11 protein-coding genes and 1 pseudogene are annotated in these 16,641 nt (G+C 62.3%); 9 read left to right on the top strand and 3 right to left on the bottom strand.

Translation table 11 applies throughout. The features are described from left to right. Nucleotides 1-14 precede the first annotated feature (14 nt). Nucleotides 15-395: pseudogene (locus VGU25_16430) on the bottom strand (DNA gyrase C-terminal beta-propeller domain-containing protein). 246 nt (nt 396-641) lie between these two features. Further along, on the bottom strand, nt 642-4,064 hold the full coding sequence (locus VGU25_16425; protein HEV2578792.1) for a vitamin B12-dependent ribonucleotide reductase: 3,423 nt from the start codon (nt 4,062-4,064) through the stop codon (nt 642-644). A 633-nt stretch (nt 4,065-4,697) separates the two neighbouring features. Between VGU25_16425 and VGU25_16420 the strand changes: the two genes are divergently transcribed. After that, entirely contained in the window at nt 4,698-5,879 is a 1,182-nt protein-coding gene (locus tag VGU25_16420; GenBank protein ID HEV2578791.1) for a glycosyltransferase family 87 protein, read from the top strand. Here VGU25_16420 and VGU25_16415 read toward each other — a convergent pair. Then, nucleotides 5,866-8,451 carry a S53 family peptidase gene (locus VGU25_16415; GenBank protein HEV2578790.1) on the bottom strand — a complete coding sequence of 862 codons (2,586 nt, stop codon included), beginning with the start codon at nt 8,449-8,451 and terminating at the stop codon, nt 5,866-5,868. The two genes, VGU25_16420 and VGU25_16415, sit on opposite strands and share 14 nt — an antisense overlap. A gap of 310 nt (nt 8,452-8,761) precedes the next feature. Between VGU25_16415 and VGU25_16410 the strand changes: the two genes are divergently transcribed. The 8 genes from VGU25_16410 (at nt 8,762) to VGU25_16375 (ending at nt 16,640) form a co-directional block, all read left to right on the top strand. Then, entirely contained in the window at nt 8,762-8,971 is a 210-nt protein-coding gene (locus tag VGU25_16410; GenBank protein HEV2578789.1) for a hypothetical protein, read from the top strand. Between the two features lie 295 nt (nt 8,972-9,266). Next, nucleotides 9,267-10,391: a cytochrome c oxidase subunit II gene (coxB, locus tag VGU25_16405; GenBank protein ID HEV2578788.1), complete on the top strand. Its 1,125-nt coding sequence runs from the start codon at nt 9,267-9,269 to the stop codon at nt 10,389-10,391. A gap of 47 nt (nt 10,392-10,438) precedes the next feature. After that, nucleotides 10,439-12,142 (top strand): cytochrome c oxidase subunit I, encoded by a 1,704-nt coding sequence (gene ctaD, locus VGU25_16400; protein ID HEV2578787.1) that lies wholly within the window; start codon nt 10,439-10,441, stop codon nt 12,140-12,142. Between the two features lie 43 nt (nt 12,143-12,185). Continuing rightward, the gene (locus VGU25_16395) at nt 12,186-12,782 is read left to right on the top strand and encodes a cytochrome c oxidase subunit 3 (GenBank protein ID HEV2578786.1); all 597 of its coding nucleotides are present in this window, start codon (nt 12,186-12,188) and stop codon (nt 12,780-12,782) included. Continuing rightward, nucleotides 12,782-13,651 (top strand): hypothetical protein, encoded by an 870-nt coding sequence (locus tag VGU25_16390; GenBank protein ID HEV2578785.1) that lies wholly within the window; start codon nt 12,782-12,784, stop codon nt 13,649-13,651. The genes VGU25_16395 and VGU25_16390 overlap by 1 nt, the downstream gene beginning before the upstream one ends. Next, nucleotides 13,648-14,406: a c-type cytochrome gene (locus VGU25_16385; protein HEV2578784.1), complete on the top strand. Its 759-nt coding sequence runs from the start codon at nt 13,648-13,650 to the stop codon at nt 14,404-14,406. Before VGU25_16390 ends, VGU25_16385 begins: the two co-directional genes overlap by 4 nt. Before the next feature lie 32 nt (nt 14,407-14,438). Continuing rightward, nucleotides 14,439-15,050 (top strand): Rieske 2Fe-2S domain-containing protein, encoded by a 612-nt coding sequence (locus VGU25_16380; protein HEV2578783.1) that lies wholly within the window; start codon nt 14,439-14,441, stop codon nt 15,048-15,050. A gap of 75 nt (nt 15,051-15,125) precedes the next feature. Then, a complete protein-coding gene (locus tag VGU25_16375; protein HEV2578782.1) occupies nt 15,126-16,640 on the top strand; it encodes a cytochrome b N-terminal domain-containing protein in 1,515 nt (504 codons plus the stop codon). Nucleotide 16,641 lies beyond the last annotated feature (1 nt).

Raw genomic sequence — 16,641 nt, 5'->3', positions numbered from 1 at the left:
TGCTGAACGAGTGATTGCACGAGGGTGCCGTTTTCGCCGTTGGTTTTTGGGGCTTCGGGTGGGATGACGGTGGCGCTGGCGACTTTGTCGTCGGCCTCGAGATTTAAGAGGCGGACGCCGGAGGTGGAGCGGCCGGCTGCGCGGACACTCTTGGTGTCAATGCGGATGATTTTGCCGAACTGGCTGATGACCATTATCTCGGTGGTGTCGTCGACGAGCTGGATGGAGACGACTTTGCCGACCTTGGGGGTGGTCTTCATGTTGATGACGCCCTTGCCGCCGCGGGACTGGAGCCGGTAGGCGTCGACGTCAGTGCGCTTGCCATAGCCGTTTTCGCTGACGGTGAGGATGAGGCAGGGGGTGAGGCCGAGCTTCTCGTCGAGCTTCTGGAGCTTGGCGGCGGCTTCCTCAGAGAGTGCGGGCGCGGCGGCGGTGTCGTCGGCGGCGGTTCGACAGGAACTAGGCATCCAGCTGATCAGATCTGATCCGACCGCCCAAACAGTCAAACGGCCCCCCTTCCGGGGAGCCGCGTTCGTTTGCTCAGCGATTTCAGGTTATGCGGTACGAAGTTTCAGCTTATGTGACCAAACTTTCAGCTTATGTGCTCACCCACAGAAGCGCGTCTCGCCGTCCGCGGAGGACTAGCTGCAGCCGGAGGTGCTGCCGCATTCCATGCAGCGGTAGCAGGAGCCGTTGCGGGTCATGATGGCTCCGCAGGTGGAGCATGAGGGGGCGTCGCCCATGTTGTACATGGACTTCATGGCGTCGGCGACGTGGTAGATGCCACGGTCCTCTGTGCCGAGGACATGAGAAGCAGATCCCTCCGCTGCGCTACGGGATGACAAATCGTAGGAGGCGGTGAGGTCGGGGGCGATTCCCTGCTGCGGGGCGCGGCGATCGTTGAGCTGTTCAGCCGACGAGCCGTGGGTGGAGGTTGGTTCATAGCCGATCACGGTGTTGTCGGGGGCGTTGACGGTGCCGGTGACGGGGACGGTTGCGCCTCCGGAGAGCTGAGCGGGAGCGGAATACAGAGGTCCTTCGTTTCGCTCCGCTTCACTCAGGATGACGGCGCTGGAAGCAGTAGAGGCGGGTTGGGCTTCGAGGCTCTTGAGGTTGAAGAGGGAGAGCTGGTGGCCGGAGAGGAAGCGGAGCTGCATCCAGCGGAAGAGGTAATCCATGATGGATTTAGCGAAGCCGATCTCTTCGTTGCCGGTCCAGCCGGAGGGCTCGAAGCGGGTGTGGGCGAACTTTTCGCAGAGCACCTTGAGGGGGACGCCGTGCTGGAGGCAGAGCGAGGCGGCCGTGGCGAAGGAGTCCATGAGGCCGGAGATGGTGGAGCCTTCCTTGGCCATCCGGATGAAGATTTCGCCGGGCTGGCCGTTGGGGTAGAGGCCGACGGTCATGTAGCCCTCGTGACCGGCGATGGAGAATTTGTGGGTGACGGAGGCGCGCTCGTTGGGCAGGCGGTGACGGATGGCGACGGGCGGGGCCTGGGCGTCGAGGGTGTCGTTGCCCTCGGTGATGGAGCGGCGGAGGGCTTCGAGTTGGGCGTTGAGGGTGCTGGCGGTGCGCTCGCTGGTGGCGAGGCGGGCGTGGGTGGAGGCGAGCTCGTCGCGGAGCACGGCGGCGTCGGCCGCGGCCTGGGCGTTGGCGGCGATGAGGGCGGAGACGGCGGCGTCGGATGAGTCGACGGGGGTCGTGGCCTTCTCGTCCTTCTTGTCGACGGCGGAGACGTTGAGGGGCTGGGTGCCCTTGGAGCCGTCGCGGTAGATGGCGACGGCCTTGAGGCCGAGGCGCCAGGCTTCGGTGTAGGCCTCGGCGATGTCGGCTGCGGTGCAGTCGTTGGGGAGGTTGACGGTCTTGGAGATGGCGCCGGAGAGGAAGGGCTGGGTGGCGGCCATCATCTTGACGTGGCCCTGCCAGGAGATGGAGCGGGTGCCCTTAGCGGGCTTGAAGGAGCAGTCGAAGACGCCGAGGTGCTCGGGCTTGATGCCGGGCGCGCCTTCGATCGTGCCGGTGGCGTCGATGTAGTTGACGATGCCCTGGACTTCAGCGTCCTTGTAGCCGAGCTTGAAGAGGGCGCCGGGGACGGTGTTGTTGACGATCTTGATCATGCCGCCGCCGACGAGCTTCTTGTACTTGACGAGGGCAAGGTCGGGCTCGATGCCGGTGGTGTCGCAGTCCATCATGAAGCCGATGGTGCCGGTGGGGGCGAGCACGGTGACCTGGGAGTTGCGATAGCCGTAGAGCTCGCCGAGGACGAGGGCTTCGTCCCAGGCGGATTGCGCGGCCGCCTTGAGTTCTTCAAGCTGCGGAGCGATGAAGCCGGCGGCGTCCTGCGCGCCTTTGGGGCTGGGCTTGAGGGACTTGTCGATGTTGTTGACCTCGGCGCGGTGCATGCGGATGACGTCGAGGAAGGGCTCGCGGTTGACGTAGAAGCCGGGGCAGGCACCACCGTCGCGCTCAACGCGCTGGGTGAGCGGTGTGGCTGCGCCGAGCGGAGGGCAGGACTCCGCGATGCGAGCGGACTGGGCATAGGCGTCGCCGCAGAGGATGGCGGTGACGGTGGCGGCAAAGGCGCGGCCGGCGTCGGAGTCGTAGGGCAGGCCGAAGTCCATGAGGAGCGCGCCGAGGTTGGCGTAGCCGAGGCCAAGCGGACGGTAGTCGTGCGAGTTGCGGCTGATCTGCTCGGTGGGGTAGCCGGCGGCGTCGACGATGATCTCCATCGCGGTGGTGACGACGGCGATGGCGTGGCGGTAGGCGGGGACATCAAACTGGCCGCCGGGGGTGAGGAACTTCATCAGGTTGAAGCTGGCGAGGTTACAGGCGGAGTCGTCGAGGAACATGTACTCCGAGCAGGGATTGGACGCGTTGATGCGGTCGGTGTTTTTGCTCGTGTGCCAGCGGTTGATGGTGGAGTCGTACTGCATGCCGGGATCGCCGCACTGCCAGGTGGCTTCGGCGATGTGGTTCATGATGTCGCGGGCGCGGTATTCCTTGACGGGAGCGCCGTTCTTGACGGACTTGGTGAAGAAGGTGTCGTTGTTGGCGACGGCGTTCATGAACTCGTCGGTGACGCGGACGGAGTTGTTGGCGTTCTGGAAGAAGATGCTGGTGAAGGCCTCGCTGTCGGGTGAGCTGCCGTCGTAGCCCGCGGACATCAGGGTCCAGGCCTTGCGCTCTTCGGCGACCTTGCACTCGATGAAGTCGGAGATGTCGGGGTGGTCAACGTTGAGGATGACCATCTTGGCGGCGCGGCGGGTCTTGCCGCCGGACTTGATGACGCCGGCGAAGGCGTCAAAGCCACGCATGAAGCTGAGCGGGCCGGAGGCCGTGCCGCCGCCGGAAAGAGTTTCCATGCTGCCGCGGATCTTGGAGAGGTTGGAGCCTGCGCCCGAGCCCCACTTGAAGAGCATGCCTTCGGTCTTGGCGAGCGTGAGGATGCTGTCGAGCGAGTCGTCGACGGAGTTGATGAAGCAGGCGGAGCACTGCGGGCGGGTGTAGCCGGTCTTGGAGAAAACGGTGTCGTTCTTCTCGGCGTCCCAGTGCCAGTTGTGGGCATCGGAGTTGGGCTCGAGGCGGTCGCAGCCGACATTGAACCAGACGGGCGAGTTGAAGGCGGCCTTCTGGTTGAGGAGGAGATGGCAAAGCTCCGCGAAGAAGACGGCTGCGTCTTCGTCGGAGGCGAAGTAGCCGTCGCGGATACCCCAGTCGCGGATGGATTCGGCGACGCGGGAGACGAGGGCGCGAACGCCGGACTCACGCTCGGGCGTGCCGACCTGGCCGTGAAGGTACTTGGAGGCGACGATGTTGGTCGCGGTCATGGACCAGGAGCTGGGCGTCTCGACGTCCTTCTGCTCGAAGATGATCTTGCCCTTGAAGTCCTGAATGATGGCGTCGCGGAGCTCCCAGGTGAGCTCGTCGAAGGGGGAGACGCCGGGCTTGGTGAAGTGACGTTCGAACTTCAGGCCGCGGGCGCTCTTGAGGGCATCGGGAGTTGTCACCGGCCTGGAGGAGGTCTGAGTGGCGGAAGCGGAAGTGGCGGGGGTAACGATGTCGGCCATGGGCGAAACCTCTCGAAGAGCTGAGATGGCCGCAGCGCGGTGGCTGCGGGCGGTAGATCCGTGCGGTAATTTCGGCGATGCCGGGGGAATGCCGACAGGGTGAAACTGGCCTGAACTCGACCTGGGTATCTTGCGCCGGTCTCCTCGTCCTACGGGTGGGAGGGAGCCGGGTTAGAGGTCCTGGGTCAGGGTGTGAGCCAAGGAGTCAGGCGCTTCACCAAAGCCGGGCGTGAAGTCGAAAGTACCGCCAGCTCTGGTACGAGTCAAGTATAAAACAACTAGATGTTGTGGTGCTAGCGCAGATACTCCCCAAAATGGGCATTGGAGGATTTGGGGTAACGAAAATGCTGGCGTTTCGCTGTGGAAAGCGTGCCCGGGCCGCATCAATCGTGGATTCCGCCCCGGTGCAAAAGTGGTCAACAGGCGCGGGCCAGATTCAAAGGTAGTTCCACGTGGTGGTGGCTGCAAGGTAAGCAGCGGTGGAGAGCAGGACCAGATAGTGGAAAACAGGGACGTTTGCCGGTCCTCCGGCGGACGTTCACCTGGCGTGGTTCGGCGGTATGCCCGAAGCAGCCGACGACGAGGTTACGAATTTGCTTTCCAGCTGCCGTGGGTGGCGATAGGCTGCCGATCATGCGGCCGGTATCGCGGATGTGGCTGAATACGATCGCGGCGATGGTGTGCATACTCAGCGTGTTTGTGCCGCTGGCCAAATTCGCTGTAGCAAGGACCTCGGATTTCGTGAGTCACTATGCGGCGGGCGAGATGGTGCGGCAGCAGCCGCAGAATCTGTACTCGTTGGACGTGCAGAGACAATACCAGACGGCGCTGGGAGGCAGACCATTTCTGCCCTGGTTGCATCCGGCGGTGGAAGCGCTGGTGTTTGCGCCGCTGACCTTCATGGGGATCGACCGTGCGTTTCGGGTGTGGGCGGTGGTGAACATTCTCGTGCTGTGCTGGATCGCGTTCAGCATGCGCCGACTGCTGGGAGATCTGACGGGAGCGCAGCTCGGTGCGGTGTTTGTGGCGGCGTGGCTTCCGCTGGCTTGTGGGCTGGCCTGGGGGCAGGACCATATCGTTTGCCTGCTGCTGTATACGTGGGCGTACCTGTTTGCAGAGGACGGACGGGACATGCCGGCAGGGTGCTGCCTGGGGTTGGCGTTTGTGCGGTTTCAGCTCGCGATTCCAGTGCTGGTGTTCTTTGTGTTGATGCGACGGTGGAGGGTGGTGGGCGCTGCGGTGGCTACAGTGGGGGCGATGGCGGCGGTGTCGTTTGCGCTGGTGGGGCGAGGGCTGGTCCCAAGCTATCGAGCGGCGATCGTGTACCTGGCGACCGTGCATGATGCCACGAACCTGACGCGAATGCCCTCGGTGCGCGGATTGCTGGCATTGGTTGTGAAGGAACCCCGCGAACTGGTGATGACGACAGCCGTGGCCTCGGCGGCGGTTCTGGCCGCGGGCGCGCTAATGTGGGTGCGCGCCGATCAGCGGAGGTTCGATTTGTTGTTTGTGTCGGCGCTACTGCTCGGGCTGGCGGTGGACTATCACTTGTTTATGCACGACTTGAGCCTCCTGGCACTGGCAGGCGTGCTGATGGTTCGAAGATGGCCGTGGTTCGCAGTGTGGCTTTGGGGGGTGGGTCTGCTGGAAGCTGCCATGGTGCCGGCGAGCCAAAGGTTCGGCGCGATGGCTGTGATGCTGGTTGTGGGCGGATTTTGGGCAGCGCAAAGGGCGCTGATAACAAAAGCCCCGGACGGCGTGCGCCGCCCGGGGCTGGTTCCCTCACCGAATGTGGGCCCGACTACTGGACGGTGAGGGTGAAGGCGAGGGTGGTGTTGGCGACGATCGAACTGGTCGTGGTGTCCCTGCCGATGACGGTGACGGTGTAGTCGTACTGCGTGGGATTGCCACCGGTGACGCAGGACACGCCGCATGATGTGTTGGAGCCACCACCACACCCGGAGAGGCCGAGGCCTACACCTGCGAGGACCACGACAGCCAGCAGAGCGGGCAGGCGCCGCTTACGACGTCCGATGAAGAGCAGCGAGGCGAGGCCGAGAGTCGCGAGCACCGGGACTGCAGGTGAGCGATGCGCGGGTTGAGCCGGTGAGTGGACGGCAGCAGTCTGGGTTCCTGCGGATTTGAGCAGAGCCGTTGTGCCGGACGGGCAGGAGGTGTTGCCGACCGTGACGGTGAGGGTCGCGGTGGCTGCGGAGGTCCCCGAGACGGTGGCGTTGGGGATCGAGTAGCAGGCGCCGGTCACAGTGGAGTTGGAGGTAACAGTCCAAGTGACGGTACCGGTGTATCCGTTCACCGGAGTGACGGTGACGGTGGAGGTACCCGAGCCAGTACCATTTGTACCCGAGCCTTGGTTGATGGTGAGCGCGGAGGCGCTGAGTGTGAAGGCCTTGGCCGTGTTGGTGGAGGTGTTCTTGGGCCAGGCGGTGAGAAGGTTGTTGAGGTCGATGGAGCCGAGGCCGGTGGCTTCGTCATAGCCGACGCCCGCGGCGTAGTTGGTTACATCGGTGCCGGTGCCGCAGTACGTGACACCGAGATTGCACTCGTTATTGCCGGAGGTGACATCGTGGAAGGCTGTGGCGTAGGTGGCCGGATTGGCGGCCAGGCTGTAGAGGGTCGGGTTGACGACGCCTTGCCAGGTGTAGCCCTTGGCCTGACCGAGGATGGCGACCATGCCGGAGAAGATGGGGGCGGCGAAGCTGGTGCCACCGGCGACGGTGAGGTCCTGGCTGGAGCTGTCGCGCAGACCTGTGGTGCAGCTGCCTTGCTGACCCGATGCCCAGGCGGTGCTGTCACTGCTGCAGTAGGCGTAGGGAGCGTTGTTGGGAGAGGCGTCGAGGGCGACGTCCGGCAGGAGGCGGAAGCTGGTGCCAGCGGGGATGCCAGGGACGCCGGTCTGCCACGAAGGAGCGGGCGTGAACATGCTGATGCCGCCGCCGCCGGCAGAGAGACCGGAGGAGATGCCCGCGACTGAGTCATCGTTCCAGGCCATCTCGGGGATGTAGGAGAGAGCCGAAACGATGACGTCAGAGGTCCCGTTGGCCGAGAAGTAGGTGGTGCTGCTGGTGCTGGCGGTTACGTCTGCGGCGGGGAACTCGGTTCCGCCGACGCCGGTGACGTACTGGCTGGAGGATGGGAAGTCGACGCCGACGCCCTCGGTCTGCGCGATGGTGGTGACGCTGGACGGGTCGTAGCAATCGCTGGAGCCGTCGTCGCCGGCGGCCGAGACGATGGTCTGGCCCTGCGCGGCGGCCTGCTGGAGCGTGGCATTGAGGGAGTTGTATTGCGACTGGCCGAGGGCGGCTTCGCACTCACCATAGCTGATGTTGAGGATGGGCGCGATGCGGTTCTGGATGGCCCAGGTCAGCGAGTCGAAGACGCTGGCGGTGGCGTCGGCACCGACGTAGACGAAGTCGATGGTCGCGCCAGGGGCGATGCCGGTGGCGTACTCGACGTCGAGGTCGGATTCGGACTCATCGCCGCTGTAGACCTGGGAGATGCCGGTGCTGGGGACAAGGATGCTGGTGGGCGCGTTTGCAGTCTGGCCGATGCCGGTCTGGAAGCGAGTCACGTCGGTGCTGGAGATGGCGGACTGGCCCATGATGGCGATGGTCTGGCCGGAGCCGTTGTAGCCGGCGCTGTAGGCAGCCTTGATGTCGTAGATGACAGCGATGTCGCCGGGCGTGAGGAAGTGATTGCCGGTCTGCCCGGAGGTGAAGTTGGGCTTAAAGGCTGCGCCGTTACCCTTGCGGACGTGGGCGTGAGGGCGGTAATCGGAAAGGCCGCGGACGTCGGCGACGATGCCGGCGAGTGCGGACGGGAGTGTGAGGTCGGCGGAGGGCGCGATGTGGTTTTCGCCGTTCAGGCTGTAGTGGTGGAGCGGGGCTCCGAAGGCCGAGGCGGCGGTGGCTGCGGTGCCGGAGAAGGTGATGCTATTGCGGCTGGGGCTGACGCTCTGGACGGTGAAGCCCTGGGACTCGAGCCAGGACTCTGTCTTGGCGATGTCGGCGTCGGCGACACCGAAGCGGGAGCCGAATTCGGCGGGCGTGAGCCACTGGTGGTACTGGGGTGAGGCGGGGTTCTGCTGGGCCGCGATGAGAGCGTCGAGGTCACTCTGCTGCTGGGAGGTGCGGCTGAAGTACATGGTGATGGACTGGAGCGGCGTCGCGGGGTCGACAGCTCCGGCATCATGCGCGAGGTGGGCGCGCGGCGGCTGCGATCCGACGAGCGTGGCACGGGACGTGTTCGCGATGGCAGTCGAGAGGCGCGCCTGAGGCTGCTGAGCCTGACTGAGAGCGAAGAAACCGGGACCGGCGCAAAACAGGCCGGCAACGACGAGAAGAGCGGGGGTAAAGCGGCTTGCGGTCATGGAAGATCCTGCGAAAAGGGGCCCTGATTCGGATTTGGAGCGTTGACGTGAACGGATGGCGTGCCTGGGGCCCGGTCCGGAGGTTTAAGTGCGGCTGGTAACTCGCCTAGTGAGACGAAAGGATTAGACCCCTAGAGTACAGGGGAGTTGCGGGAGGAGTAACGTGGGGCGGCCGCGGGCTTGGAGAATGGCAGCGGCATGGCGAGGGCGCGATCATATATCTATCGCGTGTAAGAAGTTACGAGACAGAAAGAGAGGAGATGCCCCCGTGGCGTGCCGAGGCATCGAAGGGAAAGGTCAAGGAGGGTTCATGGCGAAGGATGAGGCAAAGGGCGGGAGAGGGATGGAAGGCGACCGCGGAGACGCGAAGGCTCAACCGTCGGGGCCGGTGGGAGACAATCCGGCGACGGCAGGGAGCGGGGAGACGCAGGTGAGCTCAGGCACGCCAGAGAATGCCGAAAATCGGATCAATCCTTCGGCGCCGGGAGAGACGGGCACGACTTCCGGAAAGAAGGGATGAGCGTGCGACGCAGCTCCTGCCAGTGAGCTGCGATGGCCGTCGAAGGCGGGCGACATTGAACGGAGCGCGAGAAGCTGACGTGCATTGCGCGGTATTCGTCATGGTTGCAACCCGATACGGGTGACTGCGCTCTGAGGGATTACCAATGCAAGTCAGGAGGGCGATACTCTTCAGCTGTTTTAGTTGTTGTGGCGCAATGTGATAGAAACGACGCGTGCGCCAATTCCTCCGTATGAGGCCGATGGTGAGCGCCTCGCACGGAATTTAGTACGCCTCAACCCCCGAGGAGTATGTGGTGTTCCGCGTTCGCCTCATTCCGGTGATGTTGGGCTGCATGGCCGCGTCATGCAGCGAGGCGCAGAGCGGAAGTCCCTTCATTAATACGAACATCTTTGAACCTGCGTCGACGCCGGCGCGTGATGTTCACTCGCTGTCGCTGTTCGTGCTGCTGATTACGGGCGGCATTTTTCTGGGCGTGAGCTCGCTGCTGGTGTATGCGCTGATTCGGTTCCGCTGCAGGCCGGAAGACAGGACAGAACCGCCGCAGGTGTTCGGGAGCACGCAGATCGAGCTGGCATGGACGATCATCCCGGTGCTGCTGATCACGGTCCTGTTCCTGGGCACGGCGAGGATGATCTTCGCAATTCAGGATGCACCGAAGCCGGCGAACGCGCTGGACGTGATCGTGGTGGGACACCAGTTCTGGTGGGAGTACCGATATCCGAAGTACGGCGTGGTGACAGCCAATGAGCTGCATGTTCCGCAGAGCACAAAGGAGCATCCGCTGCCGACGTTCCTGAAGCTGACGTCTGCGGACGTGATGCACAGCTACTGGGTGCCGAGGCTTGCGGGAAAGACTGACCTGCTTCCGAACCGGGTGAATGAGTTGTGGTTCGACCCACAAGTGCCGGGAGTGTATGTGGGCCAGTGCGCGCAGTTCTGCGGCCCGGAGCACGCGAAGATGCTGCTGCGGGTGTATGTGGATCCGCCGGACAAATTTGAAGCGTGGGTGAAAGCACAGCAGCAGGCGCAGGCGGAGCTGCCGGAAACAAGAGAACAGGCATCAGGCGCGGTTTCGACTAATGCGAGTGTGATTCGGGTGAGCGCGCAGGGAGTGAATGCGGCACAGAGCTCGAATGCGGTGAACGCGCACGCGGGACAGACGGTGTTCGAGCAGCAGGCGTGCGTGAACTGCCATACGGTGAAGGGCACGATGGCGAATGGACGATATGGGCCGGACCTGACGCACCTGATGAGCCGCGACACGATTGGCGCGGGGATTTTGCCGAATACGCAGGAGAATCTTCTGCGATGGATTAATGACCCCAACGATTTCAAACCCGGATGCCTGATGCCGGCGATGCATTTGACCGACGAACAGAACGCGCAGATTACGGCGTACCTGCTAACGCTGCACTAGATTTACTAACGCTGCGCAGGCAGCAATGTTTTGGAGGGAGAGCGACGATGGCGACTCCGAGCGTGCCCATCCCGAACCGCGTTGAAGGCGTTCTTGACCAGACGCCGCCGCAACCATACCCGGGCACGTACCTCGAGGTGATCCACGACTGGGTGGTGACGGTCGATCACAAGAAGATCGGCATCATGTACATCTCGTATGCGCTGATCTTCCTGCTGGTGGCAGGCGTCGAGGCGCTGCTGATTCGTGCGCAGCTCTTCTTTCCGGACAATCACCTGATCTCTCCGTTTGTGTTCGACCGGCTGTTCACGATGCACGGAACGACGATGGTGTTCCTGGTGGGCATGCCGATTCTGTTTGGGTTTGGGAACTATTTAATTCCGCTGATGATCGGCGCGCGGGATATGGCGTTCCCGCGATTGAATGCCTTCAGCTTCTGGATCAGCGCGTTTGCGGGAATGATGCTGTACTTCAGCTTCATTGGCGGCAACGGGCTCACGGGCACGGGAACGGCGCCGGATGTGGCGTGGTTTGCGTACGCACCGCTGACGGAGCGGGCGTTTTCGCCGGGGCACTCGACCGACTACTGGGCGCTGTCGATCATCGCCAGCGGGATTGGGAGCATTGGAACTGCGATCAACATCCTGGCGACGGTGTTCTGCATGCGCTGCAAAGGGATGACGCTGTTCCGCATGCCGCTACTGGCGTGGCTTTACACGACGGTTGCAGGCATGGTGCTGATCACGATCAGCCCGCTGACGGCATGCCAGGCGATGCTGACGATCGATCGCTATCTGGGCGGGCACTTCTTCGATACGCAGGCAGGCGGGTCCGCGATTCTGTGGGCGCACTTCTTCTGGATCTTCGGGCACCCTGAGGTGTACATCCTGGTGCTGCCGGCGTTCGGGTTTGCGAATGAAATCATTCCGGTGTTTTCGCGCAAGGCGATCTTCGGGTATCCGGCCATGGTGGCGGCGAGCGTGGGGATTGGGTTCATCAGCCTGGGTGTGTGGGCGCACCACATGTTCACGATCGGGATGACATCGTTTGGAAATGCATTCTTCACGCTTTCGACGATGCTGGTGGGGATTCCGACGGGTATAAAAATCTTCAACTGGCTGGCGACGATCTGGGGCGGGCGGGTGCGGTTTGCGACGCCGATGCTGTTCGCGATTGGCTTTCTATTCCAGTTTTTGATCGCCGGGCTAACGGGCATCATGCTTTCGGTAAGCCCGTGGAACTGGCAACTGCATAACTCGTATTTTGTCGTCGCGCACTTCCACTATGTGCTGGTGGGCGCGATCGTGTTCATGATCTTCTCGGCGATCTATTACTGGTATCCGAAGATGACGGGGCGGATGCTGGATGAGCGGCTGGGCAAGTGGCATTTCTGGCTGATGCTGATCGGCTTCCACCTGACGTTCGACGTGATGCATATCCCGGGGCTGCTGGGAATGCCGCGGCAGATCTACACGTACCAGGCGGACCGCGGATGGGCGATCTGGAACCAGATTGTGTCTGTGGGCGGATTCCTCCAGGCGATTGCTGTGCTGATCCTGGTTTACAACCTCGTGCACTCGTATTTCAAAGGTAGAGAGGCAGGGCCGGATCCGTGGGATGCGTGGACGCTGGAGTGGTCCACGCACTCGCCCCCGCCAGCGTATAACTTCGCGGTTGATCCGGTGGTGGCAAGCCGCCGGCCGCTGTGGGATTTGAAGCATCCGGAGGATCCGGATTCGGCGTTTGAGTGAGATTCGGTTGTAGAGGAGAGTTGCGAGCGTTTAAGGAGTGGATGTGGGCACTGTACCGCTGGAACATATCGAACACCCGGAGGCGTGGAAGCTGCCATCGCGCGGCTACATCGGGATGTCTTCGCTGATAGTGGCGGAGAGTGCGATCTTCACGATCTTCGTGGTGGCGTACCTCTACTACCTGGGGCGCGATGTTTCGGGGCCAAAACCGCGCGAGGTGCTGGAGCTGCCGATCTTCGGCACGGTGTGCCTGCTTTCGAGCAGCTTCTTTATCTATCTCGCAGAGCACGCGATCACGGTCGGAAAGATGGGCGCGTTCAAGCTGTGGTGGGCGGTGACGATTGTGCTGGGGTTGATCTTCATCATCGGCACAGGCGTGGAATGGGACAAGCTGATTACGCATGATCACCTGACGATTGCGACGAACCTGTTCGGCACGACGTTTTATTCGCTGGTGGGGCTGCACGCGTCGCACGTGATTATCGGGTTGATCATGCTGCTGATCACGCTGGTGTTTGCGCTGACCGGGAGATTGAATGCGACACATGCGGAACGCGTGAAGGTGCTGGCGCTGTACTGGCACTTTGTCGACGCGGTGTGGGTTGTGGTGTTCACCGTTGTGTACATCGTGGGGAGATGATGGACGAGACGATACAGCCAACGACGAGGCATGCGGGCGAGACGCACCACGCCACGATTCATCTGCCGGCGCCGACGATGTGGCCGTTCCTGATGGCGGCGGGCGTGACGCTGATCTTCTTCTCGCTGGTGACGTCACCGTGGGTGATGTGGCTGGGAATTGTGCTGACAGTTCTGCCGGCGATTGGGTGGTTCCGCGCGGTGCTACCGCATGAAGAGCATGTGGATCTTGAAGTCGATACGACGGTGATTGAGATTGAGTCGGCGCAACAGGGCGTGAGCAGGATTGAGGTGGATGAGACGCATCGCGCGCAACTGCCTCTGCAGACGTTTACGTTTGCGAGCGGGATCAAAGGAGGGATCGCGGGCGGGATTGCAATGCTGATCCCGGCGGAGTTGTACGGGATTATTCGATACCACAGCATCTGGTACGTGGTGAATCTGCTGGGCGGCGCGGGTGTGGGCGAGTGGACAAACCCGACGATGTATCAGCTGACGCACTTCAGGCTGAGCGCGTTCATCACGGCAAACATCATCCAGGGAGCGGTGACGCTGCTGGTTGGGATTCTGTATGGCGCGATGCTGCCGATATGGCCGAAGCGGCCCATCGTGCTGGGCGGCATTATCGCTCCGGTGTTGTGGACCGGAGTGCTGCATAGTGCGCTGGGGATTGTGAATCCGTTTCTGCAGCAGGCGATCGACTGGTGGTCGTTTTTGGCGGCGCAGGTGATCTTTGGATTGGTGGCGGGATACACGGTGAAGAAGCTGGGCAGGCTGGAGCGGTTGAGGCAGCTTCCGCTGCCGGTGCGGCTGGGACTGGAGTCGCCAGGGCTGCATGGAGCAGAGCACGGACAGGAGCCCAAGCCATGAGATTTCGCATGGCTGCGGCGTTGCTGCCGGGATTGATTTTTACGGCTGGTTGCCACTGGCCGGGAAGGCCGACTCCGGCAGATATTGTGCCGAGGCCGGAGGCGGTGATGTCGTTCGACAAGCTGTATGCGCAGAATTGCGCGGGATGTCATGGCGTGGACGGGCAGAATGGGCAGGCGACGAATCTCGCGAATCCGCTGTATGAGGCGCTGGTGGACGATGCGACGCTGCGCGATGTGATTGCGAATGGAGAGAAGGGCTCGCTGATGCCGGCGTTCGCGCAGAGTGCAGGAGGCAATCTGACGGATGCGCAGGTGAATGCGATTGTGAGCGGGATGCGAGCGAGTTGGTCGAAGGGCGATGTGCTGGCGGGACAGAATGCGCCGCCGTACAAAGCGTCGGGCGCGGGAGATGCCGGACGAGGACAGCAGGTGTATTCGACGGCGTGTGCGCGCTGTCATGGAGACGTTGGGCAAAAGCCTGGACCGGCGGGATCGATTCTTGATGGGGCATTTTTGGCGTTGATTAATCCGCAGACGATTCGTACGACCGTGATTGCAGGACGGCCGGATATTGGGCAGCCGGATTGGCGTGGCGATGTGCCGGGGCATCCGCTGACGGATGCGGATATCAACGATGTGACGGCGTGGATGATGGCGCAGCGTCCGGCGAATCCGGGACAGCCTTACCCGGACGACAACACGACTTCAGAGAAGCCGGGCGAGGCACAGCCGATTGCGCCAGCGAAGCGTTAGCGCGAGAGTTTGAGACGAGAGGAGTGAACGAGATGGAAGAGATGTTGCCGCCACCGTCTCCGGAGGAGCAGGAGCACCGGCTCGAGGTGGAACGGATCTCGCGGCGCACGCTGCTGATGAATATCGGGATTGCGCTGAACGCGATTGTCGGAATTGCGATTGCGACGCCGGTGGTGGTGTATCTGCTGGGGCCGACGCTGCGGCGCAAAGAGTACCGGCATTGGGTTGCGATCGGCGATGTGAACGAGTTTCATCCGGGCGATACGAAGCTGGTTGTGTTTCGCAATCCGTTCAAAGATTCGTGGGATGGCGCGACGGACAACGTGCCTGCATATGTGCGGTGCACGGCGCCGGGACAGTTTGTGGTGTTTGCGATCAACTGCGCGCACCTGGGATGTCCGGTGCGGTGGTTCTCCGAGTCGCAGCTATTTATGTGTCCGTGTCATGGCGGTGTGTACTACGCGGATGGGAGCCGCGCGTCAGGGCCTCCGGAACGTGGGCTGTTCACATACGAGGCGAAGGTTGAGAACGGGCAGTTGATGATCGATGCGGGACAGTTGCCGACACTGGGGAATCGCGCAAGCAATGTTCCCTGCCCTGGCGCGAAGCCGAAAAAGGAGAGCGAGCTGGTGCAGATTACGTAAAGCAAAAAGCAGATCCCCTGAGGGGATGACGGAAAGAAAAGCAACGACAAATGCAGTGGTATTGAGGGTTTCTAGATGGCCTGGTACAAGGACACCTACGATTGGTTAGAGCGGCGGCTGCAGCTCGAAGGGCCGATCAAAGAGGCTGTGCTGCATCCTGTGCCGAAGAGCACAGCGAGCTGGTGGTACGTGTTTGGCAGCGCGAGTTTGACGCTGCTGATTCTGCAAATTGTCACGGGGATTCTGCTGGCGCTGGTGTATGTGCCGTCGGCGGGGCATGCGTGGGAGACGCTGCAGGTGTTGAACTACCAGCTCCCGCTGGGATGGTTTTTGCGCGCGATGCATGGATGGGGATCGAACTTCATGGTTGCCGTCGTGCTCATTCACATGGCGCAGGTATTTCTGTTCGGCGCGTATAAATTTCCGCGCGAGCTAACGTGGGTTCTCGGCGTGTTCATGCTGCTGATGACGCTGGGCATGGCGTTCACGGGGCAGGTGCTGCGCTTCGATCAGGATGCGTACTGGGGATTGGGAATCGGCGCGTCGATCATGGGGCGCGTGCCATTCATTGGCGGAGCGCTGGTGCATCTGCTCCTGGGCGGACCGATCATTAATGGCGCAACGCTGACGAGGTTCTTCGCGCTGCATGTGTTTGTCATTCCCGGTGTGTTGCTGATGTTCACAGCGCTGCATGTGTGGATGGTGGTAAAGCTGGGCATCAATGAGTGGCCGGTTCCGGGACGCATTGTTCGCCGCGAGACGTACGTGCAGGAGTACAACGAGCTAGCGCACACGGATGGGCTGCCTTTTGTACCGGGTGCGGTGTGGAAGGACCTGTTCTTCTCGGCGGCGATTTTGTTTGCGGTTGCGTTCTGCGCGGCGGTGTTTGGGCCGTATGGGCCGACGGGGATACCGGACCCGAGCATTATCCAGACGGTGCCGAAGCCGGACTTCTTCTTCCTGTGGATCTACACGGTGCTGTCGTACCTGCCGCCGAGCATGGAGACGCCGTTCATCCTGATTGTGCCGGCAGTTGCGGTGGCGATCCTGATTGCGCTGCCGTTCGTCGCGGGTGTTGGCGAGAAGAGCTGGTGGCGGCGGCCGATTGGCGTGTTCGCGGTGATGTTTATTGCGGTGTGCTTCGGTGTGTTTACGGAACTGGGCACATCGACGCCGTGGAGCCCGCACATGGACGCGTGGAGCTCGGCGGCGGTGCCGGTGGAGTATCTGCACAACCGCACGCCGCTGGAACGGCAGGGAGCGAACGTGTTTCAGGAGAAGCAGTGCCGCAACTGTCACGCAATCGGAGGCGTGGGCGGACAGCGTGGACCGGAGTTGAGTGATGTTGCCACGCGGCTGACCGAAGACCAGATGATTCGGCAGGTGCTGCTAGGCGGCGGCAATATGCCGGCGTATGGAAGCACGCTTTCGCCAGCAGAGACGACGGCGCTGGTGCGCTTCCTGGACACGATGCACCCGAACTATCAACCGGCTGCGGGCGATGCTTCGCGTGAGGTTGTGCAGACTGGCGGACGACCACCTAATACAACGGTTGAGAGCGGTGGTGGGCAGCAGAACGCACCTCATTAGA

Source organism: Acidobacteriaceae bacterium, assembly GCA_035944135.1.
Taxonomy (GTDB): Bacteria; Acidobacteriota; Terriglobia; order Terriglobales; family Acidobacteriaceae; genus Granulicella.
Note: the sequence above shows the minus strand (reverse complement) of the source record. Positions and strands in the feature narration are given on the sequence as shown.

What these genes read in the sequence shown, in the direction of transcription:
- VGU25_16425 (HEV2578792.1), bottom strand. Translation starts at nt 4,064, where the DNA reads ATGGCCGACATCGTTACCCCCGCCACTTCCGCTTCCGCCACTCAGACC.
- VGU25_16420 (HEV2578791.1), top strand. Translation starts at nt 4,698, where the DNA reads ATGCGGCCGGTATCGCGGATGTGGCTGAATACGATCGCGGCGATGGTG.
- VGU25_16415 (HEV2578790.1), bottom strand. Translation starts at nt 8,451, where the DNA reads ATGACCGCAAGCCGCTTTACCCCCGCTCTTCTCGTCGTTGCCGGCCTG.
- VGU25_16410 (HEV2578789.1), top strand. Translation starts at nt 8,762, where the DNA reads ATGGCGAAGGATGAGGCAAAGGGCGGGAGAGGGATGGAAGGCGACCGC.
- ctaD (HEV2578787.1), top strand. Translation starts at nt 10,439, where the DNA reads ATGGCGACTCCGAGCGTGCCCATCCCGAACCGCGTTGAAGGCGTTCTT.
- VGU25_16390 (HEV2578785.1), top strand. Translation starts at nt 12,782, where the DNA reads ATGGACGAGACGATACAGCCAACGACGAGGCATGCGGGCGAGACGCAC.
- VGU25_16385 (HEV2578784.1), top strand. Translation starts at nt 13,648, where the DNA reads ATGAGATTTCGCATGGCTGCGGCGTTGCTGCCGGGATTGATTTTTACG.
- VGU25_16380 (HEV2578783.1), top strand. Translation starts at nt 14,439, where the DNA reads ATGGAAGAGATGTTGCCGCCACCGTCTCCGGAGGAGCAGGAGCACCGG.
- VGU25_16375 (HEV2578782.1), top strand. Translation starts at nt 15,126, where the DNA reads ATGGCCTGGTACAAGGACACCTACGATTGGTTAGAGCGGCGGCTGCAG.